This window comes from Siminovitchia fordii DSM 16014 = CIP 108821, from assembly GCF_000374565.1.
GTDB classification, from domain to species: domain Bacteria; phylum Bacillota; class Bacilli; order Bacillales; family Bacillaceae_C; genus Siminovitchia; species Siminovitchia fordii.
Window position 1 is genome coordinate 301,314 of the sequence record NZ_KB894686.1, and the last position, 25,233, is coordinate 326,546.

Consider the following 25,233-nt stretch of genomic DNA (forward strand, 5'->3'; position numbering starts at 1 on the left):
ATGCTTTTAGGCATATTGAGGTCAAGAAAAGGTTTCACTTTATTAGAATCTTTAATCGTTCTAACAGTTGTCTCGGTCGTTCTTCTCCTTGGGCTGATTACTGTGAATCCTATGGTGGATTGGATGAAGAAAAGGATGTTCGTTTCCCAGCTTAAATCGGATCTTTACTATGCCTATTCCCATGCCATCAATAGGAAGGAAAAAGTATCAATCAGCTTTTCGCGGGATGACAACCGATATTCTGCCATAGGTGATTCCAGTGGAGTATTATTCAATAGAGATATTACGCATCCTGTAAAGATAAGAGGGGGTTCTTTGAACCAGCTTCGATTTCACATTACCCCGGATGGAACGATCAATCATTTCGGCACTGTTAAATTCGTTCTAAATGATCAGCCTATTGATCTCACTATTCATATCGGAAGGGGGAGATTTGTTGTCAAGGAATGAATGCGGGTTTACCTTTTTGGAGGGCCTTGTATCGCTCAGTCTTCTATTGCTTGTAACATCCTCCTTTTTTCCACTTATGACGAACATGCTCACCCATTTAAAGGAGGGGAAAAAAGAGATGACAGCCTACCGGCTGATGTACGAACATGTAGAAAAACACTCAAAAGGAGGTGCAATGGGAAAGGCGAGAATTATGCTACACGATACAGTGTTCGACCTGAATATAGAAGAGAACGGAAGAGGGGATTGGAAAGTGTGTGTCGAGTATGAAGAAAAAACGCATTGTATTGACTGAACAATCAGGATTTACCCTATTGGAGGCCATCTTTACGATTTTCATCATCACTGTAGTCATTTCCCTCTTGCCGCTCATGTACTACTGGCTTTTTGCAATTGACCGTTCATTGTCTCCTGAGGAAGATTTTGAATGGAATATTTTCCTTATTCAATTACGGGATGAGCTGGCTGCCGCTGACAGTTTCAGAAACGGATCGGAAAGGATCTATCTTTTGAAGAATAGGGTTTCTATAAAGTACGAGCGGCACAGCTGGAATATCAGAAGGCAGGTGGGGGACATGGGCCATGAGGTTGTTTTGCAAAATGTAAGAAGGTTTGAAGTGAAAGAAGAGGCTCCAATGCTTGCCATACATGTTGAGTTTTTAAATGGAACAAAAGAGGAAGCAAGATTTTTGATGCCTGCTGGAGAGGAGGGGTCAACATCTATAGTGAACGAGGATCCGTCCTCCCCATCACATTGATCATTATTCTTATAGCAGCACTAGCTGTAGGGCAGGCAGCCATGTCCTTTGTATCACAATATCATTATGTTAATGAGATAAAACAGTATTATAAAAAGGAGATCCGTCAGCAGCTAGTTGAGGGGAAACGGGCAGTAATCGAAAACCGCATGCTTGAAGAGATGAGTTTGATAGAAGAACAGTTTGCCCACCAGGATGGAGCGAGCACGCTTTTTGAGAAGGAGTAAACAGAGGGAAGGGAGGATTCGTGCCTGGATCTTAAATGGGAGCTGTAAAGTTTCAATTCAATTTTTATTGGACATACTTCATTTAATGAAGGGATGTGTAGTGATGTCAACGGATGATTATGTGAAATTTATGGCAGAGACACTGATCCAACGATTGGAAACACCAAAATCCGAGAGAAGGAAGCAGAGGAATGAACGCAAACAGATGAGGGCGCCATTCCTCGTCAATTGGTTTGGAATGGTGCCCTTTTCACTTTTTATATGGTATAAAAAAGGCAGACGAATGATGCGAGGCTTATTAAGCAGGAATTGAGTTCAAATAGAAGATCCCGCCATTTAAAATATCTACATGGACGGAAGGGTTATACTGGTCCTCAAGTGCTTTTTTTTCAATGAAATATGTTTCCGGCTTTACATCCACGCCTTCATAAAAATGATCCAACAACTGTGAATCCTCCTCCCATCTTCTTACGGCAGCATCTGCCCATGGGTGATCCTTACTATGTACCTCATTTGTCAAATGGGATTCAATTCTTTTTATCCCGCTGACAGGCATGATGATCGGAGAAATGGTAAAACAATAATCCGGAATTTTAGGCGATAGGATAATACGATTGATTTTTTCTTCAAATGATTCAATCAGATTTCCGTTGATTAAATTGAGGCCAAAGGATCTAAAAACATCTTTCTTTCTGTCGGAGCGAAAAGAGATTTTCATATTTACATTAAGCCATGGATGAAGCGGAACGTTTTGTCCGGGTTTCATCACAGGTTTTTCGTAAAGGCGAATGTAGGCTGCAAACTTTCTGGCGGTTTCAAAGAGTTGATGAAGCCGTGGTGCTCCGAAATGGATGAATTCTCCTTTTATATCCGGCGGGGCTTTTTCTTGATCCGTAATAAAAGTTACCTTCATCGGGTTGGGAATACCGCCTGTTTTTTCAAGATATGTCCAATAAAAGGGGCGGTTCATCAGTTCTTTATCCATTTCAACCGTCAGTTGGACAGTCAAAAATCCTTGGCCGTTTTCTTCGATTGTACATCCGGTCGCCATAAAAAACTGTTCAAGATATTGATGTATTTCCTGTTGCAGCATCAGTTGCACCGTCCTTTCTTATTGTATCAGCAAACTCAATCATGGCCGCAAGATTGGCCATTTTCACCTTCATCTCACCCTCTGTCCTCGAAGTTTTGAAAATATCCATCATATGCTCCTCAATGCTTCCGCCATCTAATTTGGCCAAAATATCATCAAGTTCTCCTACAACCCGTTCAAACAATTTTATTTTATTTGTAAGTAAGTTTACAATATGCTCTTCGATTGTATTTTTTACCGCAAAATTATAAATATGGACATCCTCTTTCTGGCCGAGTCGGTGAACGCGTCCTATTCTCTGTTCCAGCCTCATGGGATTCCAAGGCAAATCATAGTTGATGACATGGCTGCAAAACTGAAGGTTGATCCCTTCACCGCCTGCCTCTGTTGCAATGAGAACTTGTACTTGATTCTTGAATAAATCTCTCATCCAATCCTTTTTGCTCCTTTTAAATCCACCACGGAATGGGACGGATTTTATCCCATGTTGCTGTAGAAACCACTGTAAGTATAATTGTGTTGCCCTATATTCTGTAAAAATGATCACCTTATCATCAATATTTCTAATTAACTCCAAGGCTTTCTGTGCCTTGGAATTTTGAACGACTGCATCAATTTTTTGCTGAATAATCCGGATGCAGTTCAGATATTGTTCTGTTATATTTTCTTTTTGCAACATGTTCTTTAAAGTGAAAAACACTGCTTCCCTGCTACTGCATGCTTCTCTTTGAAGAGTGATGATTGAAAACGCAGGCATTGGAACATCGGTTTGACGCAGAAGGTCAATAGATTCATACAGCTCCTTTTCCTCATTGTTGAAATCGATTGGAATGGTTTTGACATGACGCTTAGTCCATTCAATCCCGGTATCGACCCTTCTGTTCCGGATCATCACTTTATTCACCAGGCTTTTCAGATGTTCATTTTCATTGACTGACAGTTTTTTGTTTTTATACTTCTCGAGAAAGCTTGATTGGCTTCCTAGGTGCCCCGGCTTCAACAACGAGACAAGGTAAAAGATTTCTTCTATTTTATTCTGGATCGGTGTTGCCGTCAGCAAAAGACAGAATTTCTTTTTGAGAGACTGAACAAACTCATAATTTTTTGTTCTATGGTTTTTAAGTTTATGAGCTTCATCAATGATGATCAGATCGAAAGACTGTTCGGCAATAATCTCTCTATGCGGGCTTCTCTTTGCCGTATCAATCGATGACACTACGCAATCATATCGCTCCCAGACATAGCTTTTGGTGGCTGCTACGGCATGTATGTAAAATTTTGAATTCAGTTCGGCAGTCCATTGGGAAACAAGGGATGCGGGCACAAGAATAAGCGCTCTTTTTACCAATCCCCTGATCATGTACTCTTTTAATATCAGACCGGCTTCAATTGTTTTTCCGAGCCCTACTTCGTCTGCCAAAATAGCTTTGCCGTTCATTTCCTCTATGACTTTGGCTGCGGTTTCAGCCTGATGGGGCAGTAGGGTTAGTTCCGGAAGGTGTTTTGGAGCGACGAGCCCTTCGAAATCGGGAACAAGAAGATGTTTTTCAGCTGTCAAAGATAAATTGAACAGCTGCCGGTCCGCCCATGGCCCATCCTTTTCAAACCGGTCCAAAAAGCCGGGTATCCAATTCCGGTTGAAGTTAATTGTTACAGACATACTAGACCTCCTGAAGATTTATCAGAAAAAAGTTTGAAAAGTATGGCAAAGAATGGTACGATACAAGTGACAGAAACCAATATACATATTTTTAATATTAAGAAAGCATAGTTGGATGGAATTACTGTCCAGCTTAAGCGCATAGCCTTGAAAGGCTTCAATCAGCTATCGCTTTTCTTAGTATATCCAATCTTTAAAAGAATATAGGCGAATGAAGACAAGAGGAGAGACTGTATATACAGCGCCGAAGGAGCAAGCGGGAAAATCTGTGAATCTCTCAGGCAAAAAGACTCTTGTCCGACGCAGCTCTGGAGAGTGTTCCACGTTTGTGGAGCCACCAAAGGGGAAAGCCGGAACGTACCCGGTCAAACTTTCAGGTGCCAAAGACAGAGAGACCTTTTAACGGGGCTTTTCTGTCTTTTTTTATGCCCTTATACAGTTAAGAGACCAAAATCCAAGGAGGAATGCAAAAGCAATGACCGAATTAAAGAAGACCCCATTATATCCTTTGTATAAAGAATTCGGGGCAAAAACAATTGATTTTGGCGGTTGGGACATGCCGGTCCAATTTTCCGGCATCAAAGAAGAGCATGAGGCAGTAAGGAAGACTGCCGGTATTTTCGATGTATCCCATATGGGTGAAATCATTGTCAAGGGGGAAAAAAGTCTAGAATTTCTGCAAAAAATGATGACGAACGATTTTTCCAGGCTTAAAGTCGGCGGTGCGCTCTATACGGCGATGTGCTACGAAAATGGCGGTGTGGTTGATGATCTGCTTGTATATAAGTTGAACGAAGAAGAATATTTTCTTGTCGTCAATGCCGCAAATACTGAAAAAGATTTTGACTGGTTGAACGAGCATGCATCTGAAGGTGTAGAGGTTGAAGATGTTTCGGATCAATACGCTTTGATTGCGATACAGGGCCCAAAAGCGCAGACCATTTTGCAAGAAATGTCAAAAAATGCAGATTTGAATGACATTGGATTTTTCAAGTTCAGACAAGATGTAGATCTGGATGGGGCTCATGCTCTTGTCTCCCGTACCGGCTATACGGGGGAGGATGGATTTGAAATATATTGCCATAAGGATGATGCGGAAAAATTATGGAGGGCTCTCTTGGAAATTGGCAAAGATGAAGGGATAGTACCGTGTGGTTTGGGAGCCAGGGATACACTTCGGTTTGAGGCGGCTCTTCCTTTGTATGGACAGGAACTTTCACCTGAAATCACACCATTGGAAGCTGGAATTGGATTTGCCGTCAAGTTGAATAAAGAGGATGACTTTATCGGTAAAGAGGCTTTGAAAAAGCAAAAGGAACAAGGTGTTGATAGAAAGATTGCAGGAGTTGAAATGATTGACAGAGGGATTCCGAGAACAGGCTACAGGGTTTTTTCAGACAACAAGGAAATCGGTCATGTCACATCAGGTACTCAATCCCCCACATTAAAGAAAAATATCGGGCTTGTTTTAATCGGATCTGATTATATAGAAGATGGAAATGAAGTGGAAATAGAGGTCCGTAAAAAACGCTTGAAAGCAAAAATCATTCAAACACCTTTTTATAAGCGCCCAAAAAAGTAGGATGGAGGAGAAAGGAAACATGATCAAACATCGTTATCTGCCCATGACAGAGCAGGATCAAAAGGATATGTTGAAGGCAATCGGAGCGGATTCCATTGATGAGCTATTTTCCGATATTCCGGAAAAGGTCCGGTTCAAAGGCGAATATAATATAAAACAAGCAAAATCAGAAACGGCATTAATGAAAGAACTTTCCGGTCTGGCAGCGAAAAATGCTGATTTAAAATATAATACAAGCTTCCTTGGGGCAGGGGTATACGATCATTATATCCCAGTAATTGTAGACCATGTAATATCCCGATCGGAATTTTATACCGCCTATACTCCTTACCAGCCGGAAATTTCTCAGGGTGAACTGCAAGCCATTTTTGAATTTCAGACAATGATTTGCGAACTTACCGGGATGGATGTGGCCAATTCTTCGATGTATGACGGAGGTACTGCCCTTGCTGAAGCAGCGATGCTGAGTGCAGGACATACAAGACGCACTAAAGTGCTTGTTTCGAAAACCGTGCATCCTGAATCTAGGGAAGTGTTGAAGACTTATGCGAAAGGGCAGCATATCGACGTGGTTGAAATACCATACAAAGATGGGCTGACAGATCTGGAAGCCTTAAAATCGGAACTGGATAAAGATGTTGCTGCTGTTGTTGTCCAATATCCAAACTTCTTTGGCCTCATTGAGCCATTGAAGGACATTGAACCGCTTGTGCATGATGTAAAAGCTCAATTCGTCGTGTCGAGCAATCCCCTTGCGCTTGGTACTTTAACTGCTCCGGGAAGCCTTGGCGCTGACATTGTGATCGGTGATGCCCAGCCGTTTGGAATTCCGGCAGCATTTGGCGGGCCGCATTGTGGATTTTTCGCCGTATCGAAGAAATTGATGCGGAAAGTTCCTGGAAGACTGGTGGGCCAAACTGTTGACGAAGATGGAAAAAGAGGTTTTGTATTGACGCTCCAGGCACGGGAGCAGCATATACGCAGAGACAAGGCGACTTCCAACATTTGCTCGAACCAGGCTTTGAATGCGCTGGCTGCATCTGTGGCAATGACAGCAATAGGAAAAAAAGGTGTCAAAGAGATGTCCGCCCAAAATATTCAAAAAACCCACTATGCCAAAGAAGCTTTTAAGAAGAAAGGATTTGAGATCCCTCTGGATGGGTATCATTTCAACGAATTTGTCGTGAAGCTTGATAAACCGGTCCAACAGGTGAATGAAAGTCTTCTTGGTAAAGGCATAATAGGAGGCTATGATCTGGGACGCGATTACCCGGAGCTTGAGAATCATATGCTTGTCGCTGTGACAGAAATGCGGACAAAAGAAGAGATCGATCAATTTATCACAGAATTGGGGGATAATCAATGAGTGAAGTGGTTATGCCGTTAATATTTGAAAAATCCACACCTGGACGTATAGGATACAGTTTGCCTGACCTTGACGTTCCCGAAATCGATATTGAACAATGTATCCCAACAGGATATTTGAGGGAAGAGGAGCCTGATTTGCCTGAGGTCTCCGAATTGGATATCATGAGGCATTATACTGAACTCTCGACTCATAACCATGGAATCGACTCGGGATTTTATCCACTCGGTTCATGTACAATGAAATACAATCCAAAAATCAATGAAACTGTCGCCCGCTTTCCGGGTTTTGCCCACATACACCCGCTCCAGCCTGAGTCATCTGTACAAGGTGCTCTGGAACTGATGTATGATTTGCAGGAACATTTGAAAGAAATTACAGGCATGGATGAGGTCACATTACAAACTGCTGCAGGAGCCCATGGTGAATGGACCGGTCTCATGATGATCAGAGCTTTCCATGAAGCAAACGGTGATATGGATCGGACAAAGGTCATCGTACCAGATTCCGCTCATGGAACCAACCCAGCATCTGCCACAGTAGCAGGACTTGAAACGATAACAGTCCGCTCCGGAGAAGACGGACTCGTCGACTTGGATCATCTCAAATCGCTTGTAGGACCGGATACGGCAGCATTGATGCTTACAAACCCAAATACACTTGGCTTATTCGAGGAACAAATTCTTGAGATGGCAGAAATTGTCCATGAAGCCGGCGGGAAACTTTATTATGATGGCGCCAACCTCAATGCAGTCATGTCAAAAGCTCGTCCTGGAGACATGGGATTTGATGTTGTGCATTTGAACCTTCATAAAACTTTTACCGGTCCTCATGGAGGCGGTGGACCTGGTTCAGGTCCGGTCGGTGTAAAAAAAGATTTGATTCCATACCTTCCGAAACCAGTCATTACGAAAAAAGATGATCAATATATTATCGACTATGACAGGCCAAACGCAATAGGAAGGGTAAAGCCATATTACGGTAACTTTGGGATTAATGTAAGAGCTTATACGTACATCAGAGCAATGGGCCCTGATGGGCTCAAAGCCGTAACGGAATATGCCGTTTTGAATGCAAACTATATGATGAGGAAACTAGCTCCTTATTACGATTTGCCGTATGACACGCATTGTAAACATGAATTTGTGCTAAGCGGGAGCCGACAGAAAAAGCTGGGAGTCAGAACACTGGATATCGCCAAGCGTCTTCTTGATTTCGGCTACCATCCGCCAACCATTTATTTTCCGCTTAATGTGGAAGAGTGTATGATGTTTGAGCCGACTGAGACGGAATCAAAAGAAACGCTTGATGGATTTATTGAAACGATGATACAAATTGCCAGAGAAGCCGAAGAAAACCCTGAGATTGTCCAGGAAGCGCCACATAATACAATAGTTAAAAGAATGGATGAAACACTGGCGGCCAGAAAGCCGGTCCTGCGTTATATTAAGGACTAAAGAGAACAGCCTCTTCATTGACGAAGAGGCTGTTTCAGTTTTCTTTTTATAGGATAGGTAAATATTATTTGGATATGATAGCAGCGCTTTGTCCAACACCTACTCAATGAGGGTCACAAGCAGGTTGCGCTTATTTACTTTTTATTTTTCCAGTCCATTGTTTAAATCCGCCCTGCAAATGATAAAGCTGGCGGTAACCTTTCCGATATAGCTGCTGGGCAGCTCTGCCGCTTCGTAATCCGCTTTGGCAATATAGATAAACAGGTTTATCTTTCCTGATCTCTTTCATTCTCATTTTTAATTGAGACATGGGGATATTGCGCGCGCCCAGTATATGTCCTCCTTCATATTCTTTTTGCTCCCGGACATCAATCAACTGTGCTTTTCTGTATCCAGTGCGGAATTCATCTTGAGTGAGCGTCTTTAAAATTCTTTTCTGTTGAAAATAATTGTACAAGGAAAATATAATGACGACACCCAAAATAATTAGCAACGTATAAAGCAATGACAATGTAAAAGCCCCTTTCTAGTAAATACCCTTAATTCTATTATATTCGTCACAGTCCAATGAATCAAAGGTTTTCTCCGTAACTTCCCCTTTGAAAATTGAAGGTGAAAACCGTAAACACGGAACGTATAGTCCAATTAAATCTGTCAACGAAAGAAAAAGTCTAAAATTGTTGAAAAAACTCGGTTTAAGGGTGAATTTCCTACAATCGCTTTATTTTTCTTTCAAATCCTCTTATTTGGAGATTTGACAAACTGTTATCAATTATTTCTGAAAACACAATATGTAGTATGGGTATTTTAAATAAAAATCAACATATTGTGTTTAATGATTGATTTTCTGGATAAATATATGGTAACTTATCAATGACAGATACATACACACTAAACAATCTTCAAATCGTTTTAATAAAGGAGTTGGCAAAATGTCTGTTGCATTTACAAAAAAACCGAGCTTAAACATAGAGAGGCTCAATGAGGATATCCAATTGTTCAAGCATGTACATCCGATCACACCTGATATGAAACTCACCCAAAAAGGGGTTTCACGGCTTGTCATGATTGACCGATATGCATATAAGGATACTGAAAAAATCACTTTGTCTGTAGGCGACTTCGTAGTATTGACCATAAAAGAAGATCCCAAATTTCCGGCGAGAGGTTTAGGATTCATCAAATCAATCGATTGGGAAGAAAAAAATGCTGCAGTTATCGTTGAAGAAGAATTCCTTACTGCACTGGAAGATGAGAAAGAAAGGGAAACAGGAGTAATTGTCCGCCCGCTTGATATCATCGAAAAGCCGCTTGAAGTCTTTTATGAGCAAATTGCCAAAAGAAATGCAACAGGCCTTGCTTCAGTAGAAAAAACGGAAAAGAAGAGACAGGAATGGTTTGGAAAGTTCTATGAAGAACTTGTCAACTTAAATTTTGTTCCGGCAGGCAGAGTGCTTTATGGCGCTGGTGCAGGAACCGACGTCACTTATTTTAATTGCTATGTCATGCCTTTTGTGGCGGATTCACGTGAAGGGATTTCTGAGCATAGAAAGCAAGTCATGGAAATAATGAGCCGCGGGGGCGGCGTGGGTACGAATGGCTCCACTTTAAGGCCGCGTAATACACTTGCACGGGGTGTTAACGGTAAATCATCGGGATCTGTATCCTGGCTGGATGACATTGCAAAGCTTACTCACCTGGTAGAACAAGGCGGTTCCCGCCGTGGGGCTCAAATGATCATGCTGGCATCTTGGCATCCGGATATCGTTGAATTCATCATTTCAAAGATGCAGAATCCGAGAATTTTGCGCTTTTTAATTGAGAATACAAACGACCCAGTTATCAAGAAGCATGCAAGGGACAAGTTGAAGTTTACTCCGTTGACGCAAGCTGAAGAAGCGATGTACCAAGGAGTGCTTAACTACCGTACAATGCCGGGCTATGGTGGATTCAGCGAAGAAATTTTCCGCTCTGCCGAAGAGAAGCTGAAGGAAGGGGGCACATATTCAGTCCATAATCCTGAATTTTTAACAGGTGCCAATATTTCTGTCTGCATTACAAAAGAATTCATGGATGCTGTTGAAAATGACACGGATTATGAGCTTTGCTTCCCTGATGTTGAAAACTATAACGAAGAAGAAATGAAGGCATATAATGAAAAATGGCAGGAAGTCGGAGATGTTCGTGAATGGAAAAAACTTGGGTATAAAGTAAGGACATATAGGAAGATCAAAGCGAAGGAGCTTTGGAATCTTATCAATATTTGTGCGACCTATTCGGCTGAACCGGGAATATTCTTTATTGACAACGCCAATGAAATGACAAATGCAAAAGCATATGGACAAAAAGTTGTTGCAACCAACCCATGTGGAGAACAGCCTTTGGCCCCATACTCAGTATGTAACCTTGCAGCCGTGAACCTGGCACAAATGGCTGACCGTGAAAATAAGACAGTCGACTTTGAAAGATTGAAGCAAACTGTCAAGGTAGGCGTCCGTATGCAGGATAATGTCATTGACGCAACACCTTATTTTCTTGAAGAAAATAAAAAACAGGCACTTGGAGAACGTCGTGTAGGACTTGGTGTCATGGGACTGGCGGATCTGCTTATCTACTGTGAAAAGGAATACGGTTCTCCGGAAGGCAATGAGCTTGTCGACAAAGTATTTGAAGTGATTGCGACCACTGCCTATCGTGAATCGGTCGAATTGGCAAAAGAAAAGGGCAGCTTCCCGTTTTTGAACGGTGAAAACGAGGATGAAACAGCGAAACTTCGTGAAGCTTTTACTCAAACCGGCTACATGAAAGGTATGCCGGAAGATATCCATGAAGCTATCAAGAAACATGGAATCCGGAATTCACATCTTTTGACAGTGGCGCCTACCGGTTCCACGGGAACGATGATTGGATGTTCGACAGGCCTGGAGCCTTATTTCTCTTTCACTTATTATCGAAGCGGAAGGCTCGGTAAATTTATCGAGGTCAAGGCCGATATTGTGCAGGATTACTTGAAGGAGCATCCAGAGGCAGAAGAGGATCGCTTACCGCATTGGTTTGTAACAGCCATGGAATTGCCTCCTGAAGCCCATGCCGATGTGCAGTGTGTCATCCAAAGGTGGATTGACAGTTCGATTTCAAAAACAGTTAATGCGCCGAAAGGATATTCAGTGGAACAAGTGGAAGCAGTATACGAACGCCTGTACAACGGAGGGGCAAAAGGCGGTACGGTCTATGTGGACGGCAGCCGGGATTCGCAGGTTCTTACACTAAAAGCGGAAGAGAATACGTTTGAAGAAAAGGACGAGAACCAGTCTGGCCGCCCCGTCGTTTTAGTCGATACAATTCAGGATCTCAGATCGACTAGTGTTACAATCGGTTCGGAATTAGGGAATACATGCCCTGTTTGCCGAAAAGGACAAGTAAAGGAAATCGGTGGATGCAATACTTGCGATAACTGCAATGCACAGTTGAAGTGTGGAATTTAATAGCACTGAGCATTTGAAAGCTGGCCAATGATGGCCGGCTTTTTCTTTTGGAAGCTAAAGAAATTGGAACCCGATTAGGACAAGCGGATGGAGTGTTAGCATTTTTGGGTTCGCGGCAAAGAACAGGAATAATTGTTGAGCTGAAGGCCGGTAGGTTTTTAAGATAAAACACTTGGATGATGAATCCTGTAAGGTGTGATAAACGATGATTACTTCTGGAAAGACATCTTTTAAAAATGGCCATCACCTTTGTTTGGAGGCAACATTACTTATTGCGAAAGGGACCGAGCCATTTCTGCATTTGTCTTTGAAAAGACTCCTAAATCATATGGGTTCTTAATATCAATATAAAGACTATACGATGAAGGGCGGCGCATAAATGGAGATTGACGGCGTATTCTCTGGAGGGGGAATCAAAGGAGTCGCTTTAATCGGAGCCTATGAAGTGTTGGAGGAAAGGGGATTTGCTTTTAAAAGAGTCGCTGGGACGAGTGCAGGCGCTATTATCGCGGCTTTGATAGCCGCCGGATATTCCAGCAAAGAGATGGCGGACATGATGAAAGAAATGGAGATGAATGATTTTCTGGATCAGAGGAAAACATTATTGCCTTTTCAATGGGCAAAATGGCTGTTACTCTATTTCAGAATGGGCTTGTACCGCGGAGACCTACTAGAGGAATGGCTCGGCAAGATGTTGGCAAAAAAAGGGATTTATACTTTTAAGGATTTGCCGCCCGAGACATTGAGAGTCATTGCGAGTGATTTATCAACAGGAAGGATGCTCGTACTTCCAGATGATTTGGAGCTATATGGCATTCCAAAGGAAAATTATCCGGTCGCACGTGCCATCCGGATGAGCTGCAGTATCCCTTACTTTTTTGAACCAGTCAAATTGCGCTCACTGAGCGGAACCAATGTCATTGTGGATGGGGGAATATTGAGTAATTTTCCAATCTGGCTTTTCCAAAAAGAGAATGAGAAACAGCGAAGGCCAGTTATCGGAATAAAATTGAGCCACCGAATGGACCAACAGCCAAAACGGACGATTAAAAATGGTCTGCAGTTGTTTGAATCGTTGTTTCATACGATGAAAGATGCTCACGACGCAAAATATATTTCAAGAAAACATGAGCGCAATATTATATTTATCCCTACAGAAGAAACTTTTGCTGCGGAATTCACTATAAATGACGAAAAAAAAGAAGCCCTTTTGAGAAAAGGGCGGATAAGGGCAGAGCAATTTTTAAAATCATGGTCATATTAGTTTCCCACTTGGGAGACAGATCAAAATATGGCTCTGTCTTTTTTCTTGCTTTTTTTCCCCTCAATTACGGTCAAGTGGGCAGTCGACCTTTTACGTAGCGGTCGATTTCGGAAATGGTTGCTTGTTTGTGATGAAGACTTCCGTTTTTTCGCCCGCATTTTGGATTGTTTCGCTGCTCTGGCAAAAGCATTTCTCTCTCTGCCGTTCTGGGACCTATTTGTCCAAATCCGGTAGATGATAAACACCGCAGCAACAGCTGCTCCCATAAATAAGAGTTGTTTAAATAAACCAACAGGATTATTTATCAAATAGGAGCCCAATCCGACGACAGCAAAAATTAAAATTCCGCTTATGATCCAATTCCGTGCTTTCAAGAGCGCCACCTCCTCGGGAATAGTGGATATCTTTCCCAAAAAGAACATCCTTTATACATAATCAGATTTTAACATTTAAATAAACATACTCTTCACTTTCCTATTCCACTTGAATCCATAGTTTAAACAATGGGAGCCACTTCATTCAGCTAAACGCCGCTTTAATTTGAAAGATAAAAGAGAATTGTACCCTGGATGTTGAGCACCCAGGGTTGAATGAACTTATTTACAGTATAGTTCGTTTCATTGAAAAATCGAATCTCCGTACGCCTACTGAGTCAGTCTGTATTTAACTCTATCTTACTAAAAAAATGTAAATATCACCAGACAAAAAGCTTTATGAAACAAAATAGACATAAAGGACATGCTATGGAGGAGGTGGTTTTATGGAAGAAAAAAACTATTATGCAGTTCCGCTTATTACGACGGCAGTGGTCACCGGTTTTGTTGCCGGTGTATTTGCCAGTCTGATGGGGTACCTTGTACATTACTTGAATTTCACTGAAATGAGTCCAGGAATCATTCTTGCTCCCTGGAAAGGTGGGTGGAAGGACGGTTGGGCAGGGATATTGCTTGCTGCGTTGTTGTATGGACTTGTTTCTATCTTGGTAGCGTTGCTTTATTATGGAACTCTGAGAAAAAGAAAATCATTCTGGTGGGGTGCTTTTTACGGGGTGATTTTGTTTTTGTTTGTTTTTTTAGTGTTGTTGCCATTATTTCCTGGAACGAAGCCATTATTAAAATATGATTTCAATTCAATATTGACTGGAATATGTACTTTTATTTTGTATGGTGTTTTTATCGGGTATTCCATATCTTACGAATATGAGGAATTTATTTATTTAAAGCAGTTGAAGATGAAACAATGATGCAGGTTTATTCATGTTTTTTCCATTCTTTTATGTTAAACTGTTTATGCCAGAACATTCCTATTTCTTCTTGCCTAACAGAAACCCTGTTTTCAAGGGAAAGAGCTTATATTCCGGGAGAGAATGATAATGAATAAAATTGAAAAAATACGAGGGTGTTTCACTGAATTCGACATTGATGGGCTTTTAATAACAAGCCCTTATAATCGTAGGTATGCTACCAATTTTACAGGTACAGCTGGAGTTGCGCTTATCACAAGTGGTGCCGCTTATTTCATTACCGATTTCAGGTATACCGAGCAGGCAGAAACTCAGGCTAAAGAATATGAGGTGATCCAGCACAGCGGGTCAATCATTGAGGAAATAGCTGAAAAAGTGGAAAAGCACGGAATCGAAAAGCTTGGTTTTGAACAGGACTATATCACTTATTCTGAATGGATGAAGTTTGAGGAAGGGCTACAGGCGGATTTGGTTCCGGTGTCTGACGTGATTGAAGGTTTGCGCATAGTAAAGACGGAAAGCGAAATTGCTGTTATCAAAGAAGCGGCAGATATTGCTGATGCGGCTTTTAAGCATATTCTAGACTATATCAAGCCGGGAACTCGTGAAATCGAAATTGCCAATGAACTTGAATTTTTTATGAGGAAATGCGGAGCAACTTCTTCGTCTTTTGATATCATTGTTGCTTCTGGATGGAGGTCTGCGCTGCCTCATGGTGTTGCGAGTGAAAAGGTCATTGAATCAGGTGATTTCGTTACTATGGATTACGGAGCGCTACATAAAGGGTATGTATCGGATATTACACGGACGGTGGCAGTTGGGGAGCCCTCTGAACAGCTCAAGGAAATCTATCAGATAGTTCTTGATGCACAAATGGCAGCGGTGGATAAAATAAAGCCGGGAATGACGGGGATTGAAGCGGATGCGATTGCCAGGGATTTGATTTGCGAAAATGGTTATGGCGAATACTTTGGCCATTCTTTGGGACACGGAATCGGCCTTGAGGTTCATGAAGGTCCAGGACTGTCTCCGCGTTCGGAGATGAAGCTTGTTCCTGGAATGACAGTCACTGTCGAGCCGGGTATCTATCTGCCAAATGTGGGCGGAGTCCGGATTGAGGATGACATCTTGATCACTCATTCCGGAAATGATAAGCTGACACACTCTGCAAAAGAATTGATTATTTTATAATTTGTATTGGGAGGAAGTAAGATGATTTCGGTTAACGAATTTAAAACAGGGTTGACAATAGAGGTTGATGGAGGTATTTGGAGGGTTCTTGAATTCCAGCATGTTAAGCCGGGAAAAGGAGCCGCATTCGTCCGCTCTAAATTACGGAATCTCCGTACAGGAGCCATCGCGGAAAAAACATTCCGTGCAGGAGAGAAAGTGAATAAGGCACAAATCGATAATAAAACGATGCAATACTTGTATTCAAGCGGAGACCAGTATGTTTTTATGGATCAGCAGACATATGAACAAATAGAGCTGCCCGGTTCACAGATTGAATACGAATTGAACTTCTTGCTAGAGAACATGGAGGTTCATATTATCATGTTTAATGGGGAAACACTGGGAGTGGAACTTCCGAATACGGTAAACCTTAAGGTTGCCTCCACCGATCCGGGAATAAAAGGGGATACCGCTTCCGGAGGATCAAAGCCTGCAACGATGGAAACAGGGCTTGTTGTTCAGGTTCCTTTCTTTGTGAACGAAGGGGATACATTGGTCATCAATACTTCCGATGGTACCTATGTTTCAAGGGCATAAATTAAATGCATAAAGGGATCAGCCGCGGGACATCCCGCGGTTTTTGATGCTTTAATCATAAAAAGGTGGGAATAGGCATGATTGAAGTTTTTAAGGAAAAAAAGCTGCCCTATATTTGTACGCCCTTAACGGGAAAGAACAAAGAGGAAATCATGAATCAGCTTAACCTGGCTTTGCCTGAAAAGCCAGATTTGATCGAATGGAGAGCAGACTTTTTACAACAGCTGGATGACCTAAGGTACGTCTTGTCTGTTCTTGAAGCAATCGTCGAAAAGAGCGATTTGCCCCTTCTTTTTACTATCCGTTCGATTCATGAGGGCGGCCAGCAGATATCTTTGACTGAAGAGCAGAAAGTGAGGCTAATCAGTGAAGTTTGTAAAAATGATGCCATCAGCATGATTGATTATGAAGTCTCTAGTAATTCTGGATACATAAAGGAATTGAGAAAAATTTCTCAAAAGTATGGTAAGAAATTGATATTATCTTATCATAATTTTAATTGTACACCTTCTGAAGAAGACATAATGAAAAAGCTGCTCCTTGCCGAATTTTATGGTGCAGATATTGCTAAGGCAGCTGTCATGCCAAATACTAAAGATGATGTTTTAAAGCTGTTAAACGTCACAAATAACGCAGACAAAACTTTGGACATACCGTTGATTACCATGTCCATGGGAAGCCTCGGTGCCATCACCAGAATAGTTGGATTTTGGTATGGTTCCTTTATTACATTCGGATCTGGGGTGGAAGCATCAGCCCCTGGTCAGGTTCCGATTAGAAAGCTTAAACAAATGATTGCGATGATGAAGGAAGAAATGGATATAGAATAAAGTATTTTTCAATGTCTTCAAGTATCTCAGGCGAAAGAAGAAAGAGATTCTATATTCTAATACACTCGGGGTATTTAGTTTTTTAAGTGTTCTCCTTGCTTCCCTGTTGGAATCATCGCGTCGATTCTTCTATTCGATTGCCTGCCAAAATGCGGTCGTTATGACTTTTTTCATAACGACCGCATTTGTTTATTTAAAGACGAGTTGTTCCAAAAAAACAACATTCTGTAATAGGAAAGTCCGTCTTATCGTTTGTTTTTAAATTGTTATGAAGTTAGATGAAATTAACAATTTCATCAGCGACCTCATCCGGCGATAGATTGTCCGTCAATATATGGAAATGATGATGACTATATAAAATTCTCCGTTTGGAAAAAAGTTCTTCTATTTCGTTCAAATCACGCCCCTGTAGAACCGGTCGGGTGTCCACAAGCTGTTCAAAACGCTTTTTCCAAGCATCCCAAGATATATCCAGATAAATAACGACGGTATTTGCCAGGCACGTATTCCTTGTTACTTCGTTCATAAATGCCCCTCCCCCGAGAGAAATCACTTGCCCCTCCTCGCTTGTTTTTAATTCTATGATATTTTTTTCATATGTACGAAAGGCTTCTTCGCCGTATTTCTTAAAAATCTCTTTCGTAGGCATTCCGAATTTTTTTTCAATCTCCTGATCGATATCTATAAAACCCCAATTCAATTTTTGGGCAGCGAGTTCACCCGCTGTCGTTTTTCCTGCCCCCATAAATCCAATTAGTACAATACTTTTTTTCTTAAATTCTTTTCCCATAAAAAAATGTACACCTGCTTTTCAATAAACTTATTACTACTATACCACGTTAGATGAAAGATGCGCTTGATCATTATTTCAAGGAGGATTGCATGTTTATCCGTTATCAGCAAAGGTGGCCGGTCATATTTGGAGCCTGACCGAATACATATTAGGTAGAAAAGAAGTCTGGGAGAGGGTCGCTTTGGAAAATATCATTCGCATCCTGCCAACTGAGATCTGCGAATTAATAAAGGTCTTGCCGGAGAAAACGAGAGAGAGAATAGAGGAAATAAGGCTGAGGGTCAATCGGTATGTAGAAGTGACAGCAGGGGAAGTGACCAGCTGCCTCCCGTATCTGTTTTCAAAAAGTGATGCAGAACAACTGCTCAGCAATTTAGCTGGCCACTCTTTTTATACATTGGATGAGGAACTCAGAAGAGGTTATATCACGATTGAAGGAGGGCACAGGATAGGACTTGCAGGAAAAGTCATTTTAGAAGAAGGACGTGTAAAAGCCTTAAGGCACTTGGCTTCTTTTAATATAAGGGTCGCCAGGGAAAAAATTGGGGCAGCCGAGCGTTTCATCCCTTTTTTGTATGATAGGAAATGGCAGCATACAATGATTATTGGACCTCCTCAAACAGGGAAAACAACGTTGCTCCGTGATCTTGCCAGAATAGTATCTACAGGCTGCCAGTCTAACGGAATCCCTGCGTTGAAAGCGGGAATTGTGGATGAGAGGTCTGAAATAGCAGGGTGTATGCATGGGATACCCCAATTGAAGTTTGGAAACCGGATTGATGTACTTGATGCGTGTCCGAAAGCGGAAGGGATGATGATGATGATCCGGGCTTTGAGTCCTGACGTACTCATTGTGGACGAGATTGGCCGTGGGGAAGACAAAGAAGCAATCATGGAAGCCGTCAATGCCGGAATTACTTTAATGATGACAACCCATGGAAATGGTTTTGAGGAAATAAAAAACCGGCCGTTGCTTAAGGAAATCATTGAGCTGAAAGTTTTTCAACGGTTCATTGAATTATCACGAAATGAAGGTCCCGGTACGGTCATTTCTATTAAGGATAAAAACGGACAAGTTGTGAAGGAACATGTTTAAACTGATTGGAGCCCTTCTGATAATCTCAACGACTACATGGGCTGGATTCGAAGCATCCAGTCATTTGAACCGCAGACCTAAACAGCTCCGCATCATTAAAGATTCTTTGCAGGCATTGGATGCGGAAATCATGTACAGCCATACACCGCTTGGAGAAGCTGCAAAAAAAATATCGTTGCAGCTGCCCGACCCGGCAGCCAGCTTATATAAAGTTTTTTCAGAAAGACTTTCCGAAACGGATGTTACAGTCAAGTCAGCATGGAAGGAAAGCCTTGATGAGATATGGCAAGACACAGATATGAAAGCCGACGAATACGAAATCCTGAGACAATTCGGAGAAAGTCTTGGAAGGCATGACCGATATACCCAACAAAAGCAGATCCTACTTGCTGTCACCCATCTTGACAGGGAAGAGTCGGAGGCAAGGGAGAAGCAGAGGAGATATGAAAAAATTATGAGAAGCTTGGGCGTTTTATCAGGACTGCTGTTTATTATCCTGCTTTTTTAATTGTTAGTCTAGACTAAGTTCTTTATTGGAGAAACATTGCTATGACTAGCTTCGACGTACAGGAAGTACTAGTGCAGGCGAAGCGACAGGACGTCGCCGCATGAGCCGGCCGACGTACAGGAAGTACTAGTGCAGGCGAAGCGACAGGACGTCGCCGCATGAGCCAGCCAGGCGTTATCGGTTCAAAATTATAAGCCGCAGGATATTTTTACTGAATGGATCTACTTCTACGTCATAGATTAACCGAGGGAGCAACAGGGACATCATGGCAATTCTAATGCAAATATAGTGATGTATCACTTGGTGAAATAGAGTCAGGTTCTTTGCTTTGGTGGATGGGAAGCTTCTTCATCGGAATTCGCCTTGAGCTTGTCGCCTAAGACTGCGTGCCTTGCGCTTTTCTTATAAGGATGGGAGGAAATAGGATGGGCATTGATGTGGACGTGATTTTCAAAATAGCAGGAGTCGGCATCGTTGTTGCTTTTTTGCACACAATCCTTGACCAGGTCGGGAAAAAGGAATACGCCCAATGGGTCACCTTGTTCGGGTTTATATATATTTTGTTCATGGTTGTCACGATTGTCGATGGTCTATTTCAAAAGATTAGATCGGTCTTCTTATTTCAATGATGGGAGGGAGCGGCCATTGCCATACTGCAAATAGCGGGCATCGCCCTCATCGCCACTTTTTTAGCACTTATCATCAAAGAGCAGAAGCCGACGTTTGCTTTTTTACTGATCCTGTTCACAGGATGTGCCATTTTTTTATTTCTGGTCGATCAGATACATGGAATCATATCGACTATTGAAGGTTTGGCTTCAAATGCAGGCATCAATACGATGTATGTTAAAACGATATTGAAAATCATCGGTATTGCATATATTGCTGAATTTGCTTCACATATAAGCAAAGATGCCGGAATGGGAGCCATGGCGGCAAAAGTCGAATTGGCAGGGAAAATACTCATTTTGGCTTTGGCTGTCCCCATTTTGACTGTTCTGATTGAAACCATTATCCAAATGATGCCGGTCAAGTGATAGCGTGATAGGCGGGGGGAAACGGTATGCGGAAAATAGTCCAGCTGTTCTTATTCTGCTTTGTACTTACTGCAGGTTCATCCGCAATCCAGGCAGAACAGGAAGAAGGATCATCAAATGATATTATCACAAAAATGGTGGACGAGCAGATTGAGACTCTGGGAATTGAAGAACTTAACACTTTTTGGGAAGGCATCATGGATGAATACGGAGGATATTTGCCGGAAAGCCAACGGGGGACGCTTCTTGAATTTTTAAAAGGAGAGAAATCTTTTTCCATAAAAGAGTGGTTTCGGGGAATTGCGGCATTTGCCTTTCAGGAATTGACGATGAATGGAAAGCTTCTCGGGACATTATTACTTTTGGCGGTTTTCAGCGCTTTTTTGCAATCTTTGCACACTGCTTTCGAAAAAGGTTCAGTTTCCAAAGTCGCGTATGCGGTCGTATTCATGGTCCTGATCATCATTGCATTAAATAGCTTTCGTTTAACAGTAGAGTATGCCGTTTCAGCTATCGAATCAATGTCGCAGTTCATTTTTGCCTTGATACCACTGATTCTCGCATTGATTGCGTCTTCAGGTGGGGTGACTTCAGCAGCTTTTTTCCACCCTGTTTTGATCTTTTTGATTCAGACAAGCGGACTCCTTATACAAACCATTGTTTTACCCCTTCTATTTATGGCATTACTACTGGGAATTGTCAGCGCGTTAAATGAAAACTACAAGGTGACACAGTTGGCCAATCTGTTAAAAAAAGCGGGGATAGGCATTCTTGGTGCATTCATGGCAGTCCTTTTGGGTGTTATATCAATCCAAGGTACGGCAACTGCTGTCACAGATGGTGTCGCAATAAGGACTGCCAAATATGTAACGGGCAATTTTGTGCCGGTCGTGGGCAGAATGTTCACCGATGCAGCGGATACTGTTTTGACTGCTTCCGTATTGATAAAAAATACAGTAGGTTTGGCCGGAGTCGCAATCATTCTGGTGATCTCCGCTTTTCCGGCGATGAAAATACTGATCATCATTTTTATTTATAAACTTGCTGGTGCTTTGCTTCAGCCTGTCGGGGACGGTCCTATTATTAATAGTCTTGATTCGATTAGCAAATGCATGATGTATGTTTTTGCATCTTTGGCCATTGTATCGTTCATGTTTTTTCTGTGCGTCACTATTGTCATTACGTCCGGGAACATAACGATGATGATTCGCTGAATAAGGAGGGAGCCCCGTGCAGCTGATTTCTGAATGGGTCATAAATATAGTCATGTTTATTTTGTTGGCAATGATTGTGGACATGCTCCTGCCTGATACAGCTATTAAGAAATATGTGAAGTTAGTGGTAGGGCTCCTGTTGATCTCGATCGTTGTTACACCTATTTTTCAATTTCTTTCTATTGATTTTGATAAGGCCATGGATTCATTTTTAACTGGTCAGAACAATCCTGACATTACCTCGCAAAAAAACGCGGAAGAAAAAAAAAGAGAAATAGAAACATCGCAGCATGCATATATATTAGAGCAAATGGCTGTCCAACTTAAAGAGAAAGCTGAAAAGGAGATGATTGAAAATCATGGCATGATCATAACCGATATTGATATATCCAGCACTTCTTCTCCCGCCCAGGATCCGGAAAGTATTTTGGAAACTATTAAAAAGATAACTGTCCACATCGACCAATATACGACGAAAGATCGTGTAGCCGAGGTGGAACAGGTATCCATTCAGATCAAGGATCAAACAGGAAATGATACAGCCGTCCAGGAAGAAAAAATCAGGCTCATGCTTGCAAGTGAGTGGGACGTGCCAGAATCGAAAATAGAATTGGTGGCGAAGGGAGGAACCGGATCTCCATGAGTAAAAAAAACGGTCCTCTTGATTGGTTGAAAAATTTATGGACAGATGGCAATAAGGGAGCCCCTTCACAGAAGAAGAACAATAAAATCTATTACGTCCTCATACTTGTCCTTGTGGGCGCGGCTTTAATGATCATCTCCGATTTATGGAAAGCAGGCGAAGAAAAAGACTCGATTACAGCCATGAATGAAATGGAAGCTGGTGCTGATGATGCGGAAGCTTTTGGCAGTAAACAGGACTCAAGTAAAAATGGTATGAAAGAATTGGAAAATCAGTATGAAAATCAATTGAAAGAAGCCCTCGAGCAGATAGTTGGAGTACATGATGTTACGGTTGTTGTAAACGTTGAGGCAACTGAAAAAACAGTGCTTGAGAAAAACCTGACATTAAAAAATCAAACGACAGTTGAAGAAGACAAAGAGGGTGGAACAAGAAAAATAGAGGACCAATCAACCGAGGACCAGCTTGTGCTGATCAAGGAAGGGGACAAAGAGGTTCCGATCGTGTTGGAAACGAGAAAACCGGAAGTAAAGGGGGTTCTCGTAGTAGCCGGTGGGGCTGAAAACATCCAAATTAAAAAGTGGATTGTTGAGGCGGTAACGAGAGGTCTTGAAGTTCCAAGTCATAAAGTGGCTGTCATGCCCAAAAAGTCAAAGGGGGATTCGTAATGCTGTTGAAGAAACAGACAGTTTGGCTCTTGACCATGCTGAGCCTTGTCGTAGTACTATCCGTTTATTATGTAACATCCGATCCGGCCAAGAATGACTTGGCAACAGGCGGAAAAGAAGAGGCTGCGGGTGAAATGGAAGCAAGCGAAAAAGACATGAAAGTGATTACCGAGGCGGCCGGGGATGAAGCTTTTGAGACAATAAGGATGGAAATACAGGATAAACGAAGCAAGGAAATTGCGGATTTAACGAACCAGGTTGGTTCGCCGGATCTTACTGCCGAGGAGAAAAATGAATTGTATACAAAGATGCAGGATCTATCTGCTCTTGAAACAAAGGAAAAGACATTGGAAAGCCTGATCAAGTCCCTTGGATATGATGATGCATTGGTCCGGACAGAAAATGAAGAAATGCTCATTACGGTAAAGGCTAAAGAGCATTCACGTGCTGATGCAGCACGCATTCTCCAGGTTGTCAGGGAGGAAATCGGTACAAATATGGTTGCAACGGTAGAGTTTCAAAAAAATTAGTAATTTGACGGAGGGAAAAAATTCCTGTCCGTCTTTCTTTTTGCTTTTACAGCTTTATTTGTCTGTGTGCCGTTGAACGGTTGCACCGCTTTCTTTTGTCCAGTGCCGCACAGGATTTGCCAGTTATGCGATGTGACTGGACAACGTTGCTTCTTGAGCCTGCAGCTGAGAGACATCCTTCCCTCTTCCTATGATAAGTCAACATCGCTTCACTACGTTTCGCGTGTTTCCTTTATCTCATCAGGAGATGTCCAGTCTGTACGTCGCAAACCGATCGCTTCCACTTTTCTTGTTGTCCAGTTCCAGCGCTCTGCGACTATCAGACTTCCCTCTCCTTCCTACGATAAGTCAACATCGACTCCTTCGTCGTCGTGTTTCCTTTATCTCGTCAGGAGATGTCCAGTCTGTACGTCGCAAACCAAGCGCTTCCACTTTTCTTGTTGCATTTTACTATTTATTTCTGTATATTTACCCTGTCGTCGTTGAATTTATACAACCTGTTATATTATGATATTAAGAGCTACTCATAATGATTAAGGAGTGTCGTGTATGTTGAAGGTTCAGGAAATACGTGAAATTATTAAACTTATAGACCAATCAGATATTGAGGAATTTGTTTATGAGCATGACGGCTCAAAAATTGAACTTAAAAAGAGAGTGCAAGCAGTTGTTCAGGAACAGGTACGGTATGTAACGGAGCAGATTCAGTCTCCTCAACCGGTTGTCCGTCAGGAAACTGCACCTGAAGCACCTGCGGTGGAAAAAGCACCTGCAACACCTGAAAACACTTCAGCACAAGCTGCAGAAAAAAGTAATTTACATAAAATCGTATCACCGATGGTAGGAACTTTTTACCAGGCTTCCTCTCCCGACAGCGATCCGTATGTAAAAGTAGGTTCGGAAGTCACTTCGGATTCTATCGTTTGTATTGTGGAAGCAATGAAGCTATTCAATGAGATCGAAGCGGAAGTCGAAGGGAAAATAGCGGAAATCCTAGTAAAGGATGGAGAACTAGTGGAATATGGCCAGCCGCTATTTTTAGTTGAGCCCAAGTAAGGAGCGAAATAGATGATAAAAAAACTATTAATAGCAAACAGGGGCGAGATCGCTGTTCGCATTATTCGGGCATGCATGGAGCTGGATATTGAAACGGTCGCTGTTTATTCCGAAGCCGATAAAGACGCATTGCATGTACAATTGGCAGACGAAGCCTATTGCATCGGACCCCTCACCTCAAAAGAAAGTTATTTGAACTCAGCCAATGTCATCAGTGTGGCCAAACTGACAGGGTGTGACGCTATTCACCCTGGGTATGGGTTTTTGGCGGAAAATGCGGATTTTGCAGAGCTTTGCCGCGAATGTAATATCATATTTGTTGGTCCAAGCCCGGAAGCCATAACCAAAATGGGAACAAAAGATGTAGCTCGTTCAACGATGAAAGCTGCCGGGGTACCGATTGTACCTGGCTCAGACGGAATCGTCGAGACGATAGAGGAAGCAAAGAATATAGCTGCAGAAATAGGCTATCCAGTTATCATCAAAGCTACTGCGGGCGGTGG

The 25,233-nt window shown here is 42.1% G+C and carries 29 protein-coding genes and 1 riboswitch; of the genes, 24 read left to right on the forward strand and 5 right to left on the reverse strand.

Annotated features, from left to right (window positions below):
• The 5 genes from comGD (at window position 1) to C509_RS25425 (ending at window position 1,748) form a co-directional block, all read left to right on the forward strand.
• Entirely contained in the window at window positions 1–450 is a 450-nt protein-coding gene (gene comGD / locus C509_RS0105615; protein ID WP_018705940.1) for a competence type IV pilus minor pilin ComGD, read from the forward strand.
• Window positions 437–745: a competence type IV pilus minor pilin ComGE gene (gene comGE / locus C509_RS0105620; protein WP_018705941.1), complete on the forward strand. Its 309-nt coding sequence runs from the start codon at window positions 437–439 to the stop codon at window positions 743–745. Before comGD ends, comGE begins: the two co-directional genes overlap by 14 nt.
• Window positions 717–1,208 carry a competence type IV pilus minor pilin ComGF gene (gene comGF / locus C509_RS0105625; protein WP_018705942.1) on the forward strand — a complete coding sequence of 164 codons (492 nt, stop codon included), beginning with the start codon at window positions 717–719 and terminating at the stop codon, window positions 1,206–1,208. The genes comGE and comGF overlap by 29 nt, the downstream gene beginning before the upstream one ends.
• Window positions 1,205–1,435 (forward strand): tetraspanin family protein, encoded by a 231-nt coding sequence (locus C509_RS0105630; protein WP_018705943.1) that lies wholly within the window; start codon window positions 1,205–1,207, stop codon window positions 1,433–1,435. The genes comGF and C509_RS0105630 overlap by 4 nt, the downstream gene beginning before the upstream one ends.
• 103 nt (window positions 1,436–1,538) lie before the next feature.
• Window positions 1,539–1,748: a YqzE family protein gene (locus tag C509_RS25425; RefSeq protein WP_026319704.1), complete on the forward strand. Its 210-nt coding sequence runs from the start codon at window positions 1,539–1,541 to the stop codon at window positions 1,746–1,748.
• Here the strand turns inward: C509_RS25425 and C509_RS0105640 are convergent.
• On the reverse strand, window positions 1,734–2,528 hold the full coding sequence (locus tag C509_RS0105640; protein ID WP_018705945.1) for a YqhG family protein: 795 nt from the start codon (window positions 2,526–2,528) through the stop codon (window positions 1,734–1,736). The two genes, C509_RS25425 and C509_RS0105640, sit on opposite strands and share 15 nt — an antisense overlap.
• A complete protein-coding gene (locus C509_RS0105645; RefSeq protein WP_018705946.1) occupies window positions 2,497–4,188 on the reverse strand; it encodes a DEAD/DEAH box helicase in 1,692 nt (563 codons plus the stop codon). The genes C509_RS0105640 and C509_RS0105645 overlap by 32 nt, the downstream gene beginning before the upstream one ends.
• Window positions 4,189–4,399: 211 nt before the next feature.
• Window positions 4,400–4,491: riboswitch (glycine riboswitch) on the forward strand.
• A 172-nt stretch (window positions 4,492–4,663) separates the two neighbouring features.
• On the opposite strand from C509_RS0105645, the gene gcvT reads away from it, so the two are divergent.
• Genes gcvT through gcvPB form a run of 3 tightly spaced genes read left to right on the forward strand, consistent with a single transcriptional unit; the run spans window position 4,664 to window position 8,593 of the window.
• The gene (gene gcvT / locus C509_RS0105655) at window positions 4,664–5,770 is read left to right on the forward strand and encodes a glycine cleavage system aminomethyltransferase GcvT (protein ID WP_018705948.1); all 1,107 of its coding nucleotides are present in this window, start codon (window positions 4,664–4,666) and stop codon (window positions 5,768–5,770) included.
• 22 nt (window positions 5,771–5,792) lie between these two features.
• A complete protein-coding gene (gene gcvPA, locus C509_RS0105660) occupies window positions 5,793–7,136 on the forward strand; it encodes an aminomethyl-transferring glycine dehydrogenase subunit GcvPA (RefSeq protein WP_026319705.1) in 1,344 nt (447 codons plus the stop codon).
• Complete coding sequence (gene gcvPB / locus C509_RS0105665) at window positions 7,133–8,593, forward strand: aminomethyl-transferring glycine dehydrogenase subunit GcvPB (RefSeq protein ID WP_018705950.1); 1,461 nt, start codon at window positions 7,133–7,135, stop codon at window positions 8,591–8,593. The genes gcvPA and gcvPB overlap by 4 nt, the downstream gene beginning before the upstream one ends.
• Before the next feature lie 130 nt (window positions 8,594–8,723).
• On the opposite strand, the gene C509_RS0105670 is transcribed toward gcvPB, so the two are convergent.
• The gene (locus C509_RS0105670; RefSeq protein ID WP_018705951.1) at window positions 8,724–9,104 is read right to left on the reverse strand and encodes a rhodanese-like domain-containing protein; all 381 of its coding nucleotides are present in this window, start codon (window positions 9,102–9,104) and stop codon (window positions 8,724–8,726) included.
• Window positions 9,105–9,525: 421 nt separating this feature from the next.
• On the opposite strand from C509_RS0105670, the gene C509_RS0105675 reads away from it, so the two are divergent.
• Window positions 9,526–12,078: a vitamin B12-dependent ribonucleotide reductase gene (locus C509_RS0105675; protein WP_018705952.1), complete on the forward strand. Its 2,553-nt coding sequence runs from the start codon at window positions 9,526–9,528 to the stop codon at window positions 12,076–12,078.
• Window positions 12,079–12,457: 379 nt separating this feature from the next.
• Window positions 12,458–13,342, forward strand: a complete 885-nt coding sequence (locus C509_RS0105680) for a patatin-like phospholipase family protein (RefSeq protein WP_018705953.1) — start codon at window positions 12,458–12,460, stop codon at window positions 13,340–13,342.
• A gap of 20 nt (window positions 13,343–13,362) precedes the next feature.
• On the opposite strand, the gene C509_RS0105685 is transcribed toward C509_RS0105680, so the two are convergent.
• Complete coding sequence (locus C509_RS0105685; protein WP_018705954.1) at window positions 13,363–13,716, reverse strand: SA1362 family protein; 354 nt, start codon at window positions 13,714–13,716, stop codon at window positions 13,363–13,365.
• A 386-nt stretch (window positions 13,717–14,102) separates the two neighbouring features.
• On the opposite strand from C509_RS0105685, the gene C509_RS0105690 reads away from it, so the two are divergent.
• The 4 genes from C509_RS0105690 (at window position 14,103) to aroD (ending at window position 17,185) form a co-directional block, all read left to right on the forward strand.
• Entirely contained in the window at window positions 14,103–14,585 is a 483-nt protein-coding gene (locus C509_RS0105690; RefSeq protein ID WP_018705955.1) for a YqhR family membrane protein, read from the forward strand.
• A gap of 129 nt (window positions 14,586–14,714) precedes the next feature.
• On the forward strand, window positions 14,715–15,776 hold the full coding sequence (locus tag C509_RS0105695; protein ID WP_018705956.1) for a M24 family metallopeptidase: 1,062 nt from the start codon (window positions 14,715–14,717) through the stop codon (window positions 15,774–15,776).
• 21 nt (window positions 15,777–15,797) lie between these two features.
• On the forward strand, window positions 15,798–16,355 hold the full coding sequence (efp, locus tag C509_RS0105700) for an elongation factor P (RefSeq protein WP_018705957.1): 558 nt from the start codon (window positions 15,798–15,800) through the stop codon (window positions 16,353–16,355).
• Window positions 16,356–16,432: 77 nt separating this feature from the next.
• Window positions 16,433–17,185 (forward strand): type I 3-dehydroquinate dehydratase, encoded by a 753-nt coding sequence (aroD, locus tag C509_RS0105705; protein ID WP_018705958.1) that lies wholly within the window; start codon window positions 16,433–16,435, stop codon window positions 17,183–17,185.
• 274 nt (window positions 17,186–17,459) lie between these two features.
• Here aroD and C509_RS0105710 read toward each other — a convergent pair whose 3' ends face one another.
• Window positions 17,460–17,975 (reverse strand): shikimate kinase, encoded by a 516-nt coding sequence (locus C509_RS0105710; protein WP_018705959.1) that lies wholly within the window; start codon window positions 17,973–17,975, stop codon window positions 17,460–17,462.
• Between the two features lie 184 nt (window positions 17,976–18,159).
• Here C509_RS0105710 and spoIIIAA point away from each other — a divergent pair, with 184 nt between their 5' ends.
• The 10 genes from spoIIIAA to C509_RS0105765 form a co-directional block, all read left to right on the forward strand.
• Complete coding sequence (gene spoIIIAA / locus C509_RS0105715) at window positions 18,160–19,074, forward strand: stage III sporulation protein AA (protein WP_026319707.1); 915 nt, start codon at window positions 18,160–18,162, stop codon at window positions 19,072–19,074.
• The gene (gene spoIIIAB, locus C509_RS0105720; protein ID WP_018705961.1) at window positions 19,067–19,582 is read left to right on the forward strand and encodes a stage III sporulation protein SpoIIIAB; all 516 of its coding nucleotides are present in this window, start codon (window positions 19,067–19,069) and stop codon (window positions 19,580–19,582) included. The genes spoIIIAA and spoIIIAB overlap by 8 nt, the downstream gene beginning before the upstream one ends.
• A 425-nt stretch (window positions 19,583–20,007) precedes the next feature.
• The gene (gene spoIIIAC / locus C509_RS0105725) at window positions 20,008–20,211 is read left to right on the forward strand and encodes a stage III sporulation protein AC (protein ID WP_018705962.1); all 204 of its coding nucleotides are present in this window, start codon (window positions 20,008–20,010) and stop codon (window positions 20,209–20,211) included.
• 24 nt (window positions 20,212–20,235) lie between these two features.
• Window positions 20,236–20,619, forward strand: a complete 384-nt coding sequence (gene spoIIIAD, locus C509_RS0105730) for a stage III sporulation protein AD (RefSeq protein ID WP_026319708.1) — start codon at window positions 20,236–20,238, stop codon at window positions 20,617–20,619.
• 26 nt (window positions 20,620–20,645) lie between these two features.
• Window positions 20,646–21,833 carry a stage III sporulation protein AE gene (gene spoIIIAE, locus C509_RS0105735; protein ID WP_018705964.1) on the forward strand — a complete coding sequence of 396 codons (1,188 nt, stop codon included), beginning with the start codon at window positions 20,646–20,648 and terminating at the stop codon, window positions 21,831–21,833.
• Window positions 21,834–21,849: 16 nt separating this feature from the next.
• Window positions 21,850–22,476: a stage III sporulation protein AF gene (gene spoIIIAF, locus C509_RS0105740; RefSeq protein ID WP_018705965.1), complete on the forward strand. Its 627-nt coding sequence runs from the start codon at window positions 21,850–21,852 to the stop codon at window positions 22,474–22,476.
• Entirely contained in the window at window positions 22,473–23,144 is a 672-nt protein-coding gene (gene spoIIIAG / locus C509_RS0105745) for a stage III sporulation protein AG (RefSeq protein WP_018705966.1), read from the forward strand. Before spoIIIAF ends, spoIIIAG begins: the two co-directional genes overlap by 4 nt.
• Window positions 23,144–23,674, forward strand: coding sequence for a SpoIIIAH-like family protein (locus tag C509_RS0105750; RefSeq protein ID WP_018705967.1), 531 nt, complete (start codon window positions 23,144–23,146; stop codon window positions 23,672–23,674). Before spoIIIAG ends, C509_RS0105750 begins: the two co-directional genes overlap by 1 nt.
• A 549-nt stretch (window positions 23,675–24,223) precedes the next feature.
• Window positions 24,224–24,730 carry an acetyl-CoA carboxylase biotin carboxyl carrier protein gene (gene accB / locus C509_RS0105760; protein WP_018705969.1) on the forward strand — a complete coding sequence of 169 codons (507 nt, stop codon included), beginning with the start codon at window positions 24,224–24,226 and terminating at the stop codon, window positions 24,728–24,730.
• Between the two features lie 12 nt (window positions 24,731–24,742).
• A partial coding sequence (locus tag C509_RS0105765) for a biotin carboxylase N-terminal domain-containing protein (protein ID WP_018705970.1) occupies window positions 24,743–25,233 on the forward strand: 491 nt, incomplete at its 3' end.

What these genes read in the sequence shown, in the direction of transcription:
- C509_RS0105675 (WP_018705952.1), top strand. Translation starts at nt 9,526, where the DNA reads ATGTCTGTTGCATTTACAAAAAAACCGAGCTTAAACATAGAGAGGCTC.
- spoIIIAB (WP_018705961.1), top strand. Translation starts at nt 19,067, where the DNA reads ATGTTTAAACTGATTGGAGCCCTTCTGATAATCTCAACGACTACATGG.
- spoIIIAE (WP_018705964.1), top strand. Translation starts at nt 20,646, where the DNA reads ATGCGGAAAATAGTCCAGCTGTTCTTATTCTGCTTTGTACTTACTGCA.
- C509_RS0105640 (WP_018705945.1), bottom strand. Translation starts at nt 2,528, where the DNA reads ATGCTGCAACAGGAAATACATCAATATCTTGAACAGTTTTTTATGGCG.
- gcvT (WP_018705948.1), top strand. Translation starts at nt 4,664, where the DNA reads ATGACCGAATTAAAGAAGACCCCATTATATCCTTTGTATAAAGAATTC.
- spoIIIAC (WP_018705962.1), top strand. Translation starts at nt 20,008, where the DNA reads ATGGGCATTGATGTGGACGTGATTTTCAAAATAGCAGGAGTCGGCATC.
- comGD (WP_018705940.1), top strand. Translation starts at nt 1, where the DNA reads ATGCTTTTAGGCATATTGAGGTCAAGAAAAGGTTTCACTTTATTAGAA.
- accB (WP_018705969.1), top strand. Translation starts at nt 24,224, where the DNA reads ATGTTGAAGGTTCAGGAAATACGTGAAATTATTAAACTTATAGACCAA.
- C509_RS0105645 (WP_018705946.1), bottom strand. Translation starts at nt 4,188, where the DNA reads ATGTCTGTAACAATTAACTTCAACCGGAATTGGATACCCGGCTTTTTG.
- gcvPB (WP_018705950.1), top strand. Translation starts at nt 7,133, where the DNA reads ATGAGTGAAGTGGTTATGCCGTTAATATTTGAAAAATCCACACCTGGA.
- C509_RS25425 (WP_026319704.1), top strand. Translation starts at nt 1,539, where the DNA reads ATGTCAACGGATGATTATGTGAAATTTATGGCAGAGACACTGATCCAA.
- C509_RS0105695 (WP_018705956.1), top strand. Translation starts at nt 14,715, where the DNA reads ATGAATAAAATTGAAAAAATACGAGGGTGTTTCACTGAATTCGACATT.
- C509_RS0105710 (WP_018705959.1), bottom strand. Translation starts at nt 17,975, where the DNA reads ATGGGAAAAGAATTTAAGAAAAAAAGTATTGTACTAATTGGATTTATG.
- C509_RS0105680 (WP_018705953.1), top strand. Translation starts at nt 12,458, where the DNA reads ATGGAGATTGACGGCGTATTCTCTGGAGGGGGAATCAAAGGAGTCGCT.
- C509_RS0105690 (WP_018705955.1), top strand. Translation starts at nt 14,103, where the DNA reads ATGGAAGAAAAAAACTATTATGCAGTTCCGCTTATTACGACGGCAGTG.
- efp (WP_018705957.1), top strand. Translation starts at nt 15,798, where the DNA reads ATGATTTCGGTTAACGAATTTAAAACAGGGTTGACAATAGAGGTTGAT.
- spoIIIAG (WP_018705966.1), top strand. Translation starts at nt 22,473, where the DNA reads ATGAGTAAAAAAAACGGTCCTCTTGATTGGTTGAAAAATTTATGGACA.
- aroD (WP_018705958.1), top strand. Translation starts at nt 16,433, where the DNA reads ATGATTGAAGTTTTTAAGGAAAAAAAGCTGCCCTATATTTGTACGCCC.
- comGF (WP_018705942.1), top strand. Translation starts at nt 717, where the DNA reads ATGAAGAAAAAACGCATTGTATTGACTGAACAATCAGGATTTACCCTA.
- C509_RS0105750 (WP_018705967.1), top strand. Translation starts at nt 23,144, where the DNA reads ATGCTGTTGAAGAAACAGACAGTTTGGCTCTTGACCATGCTGAGCCTT.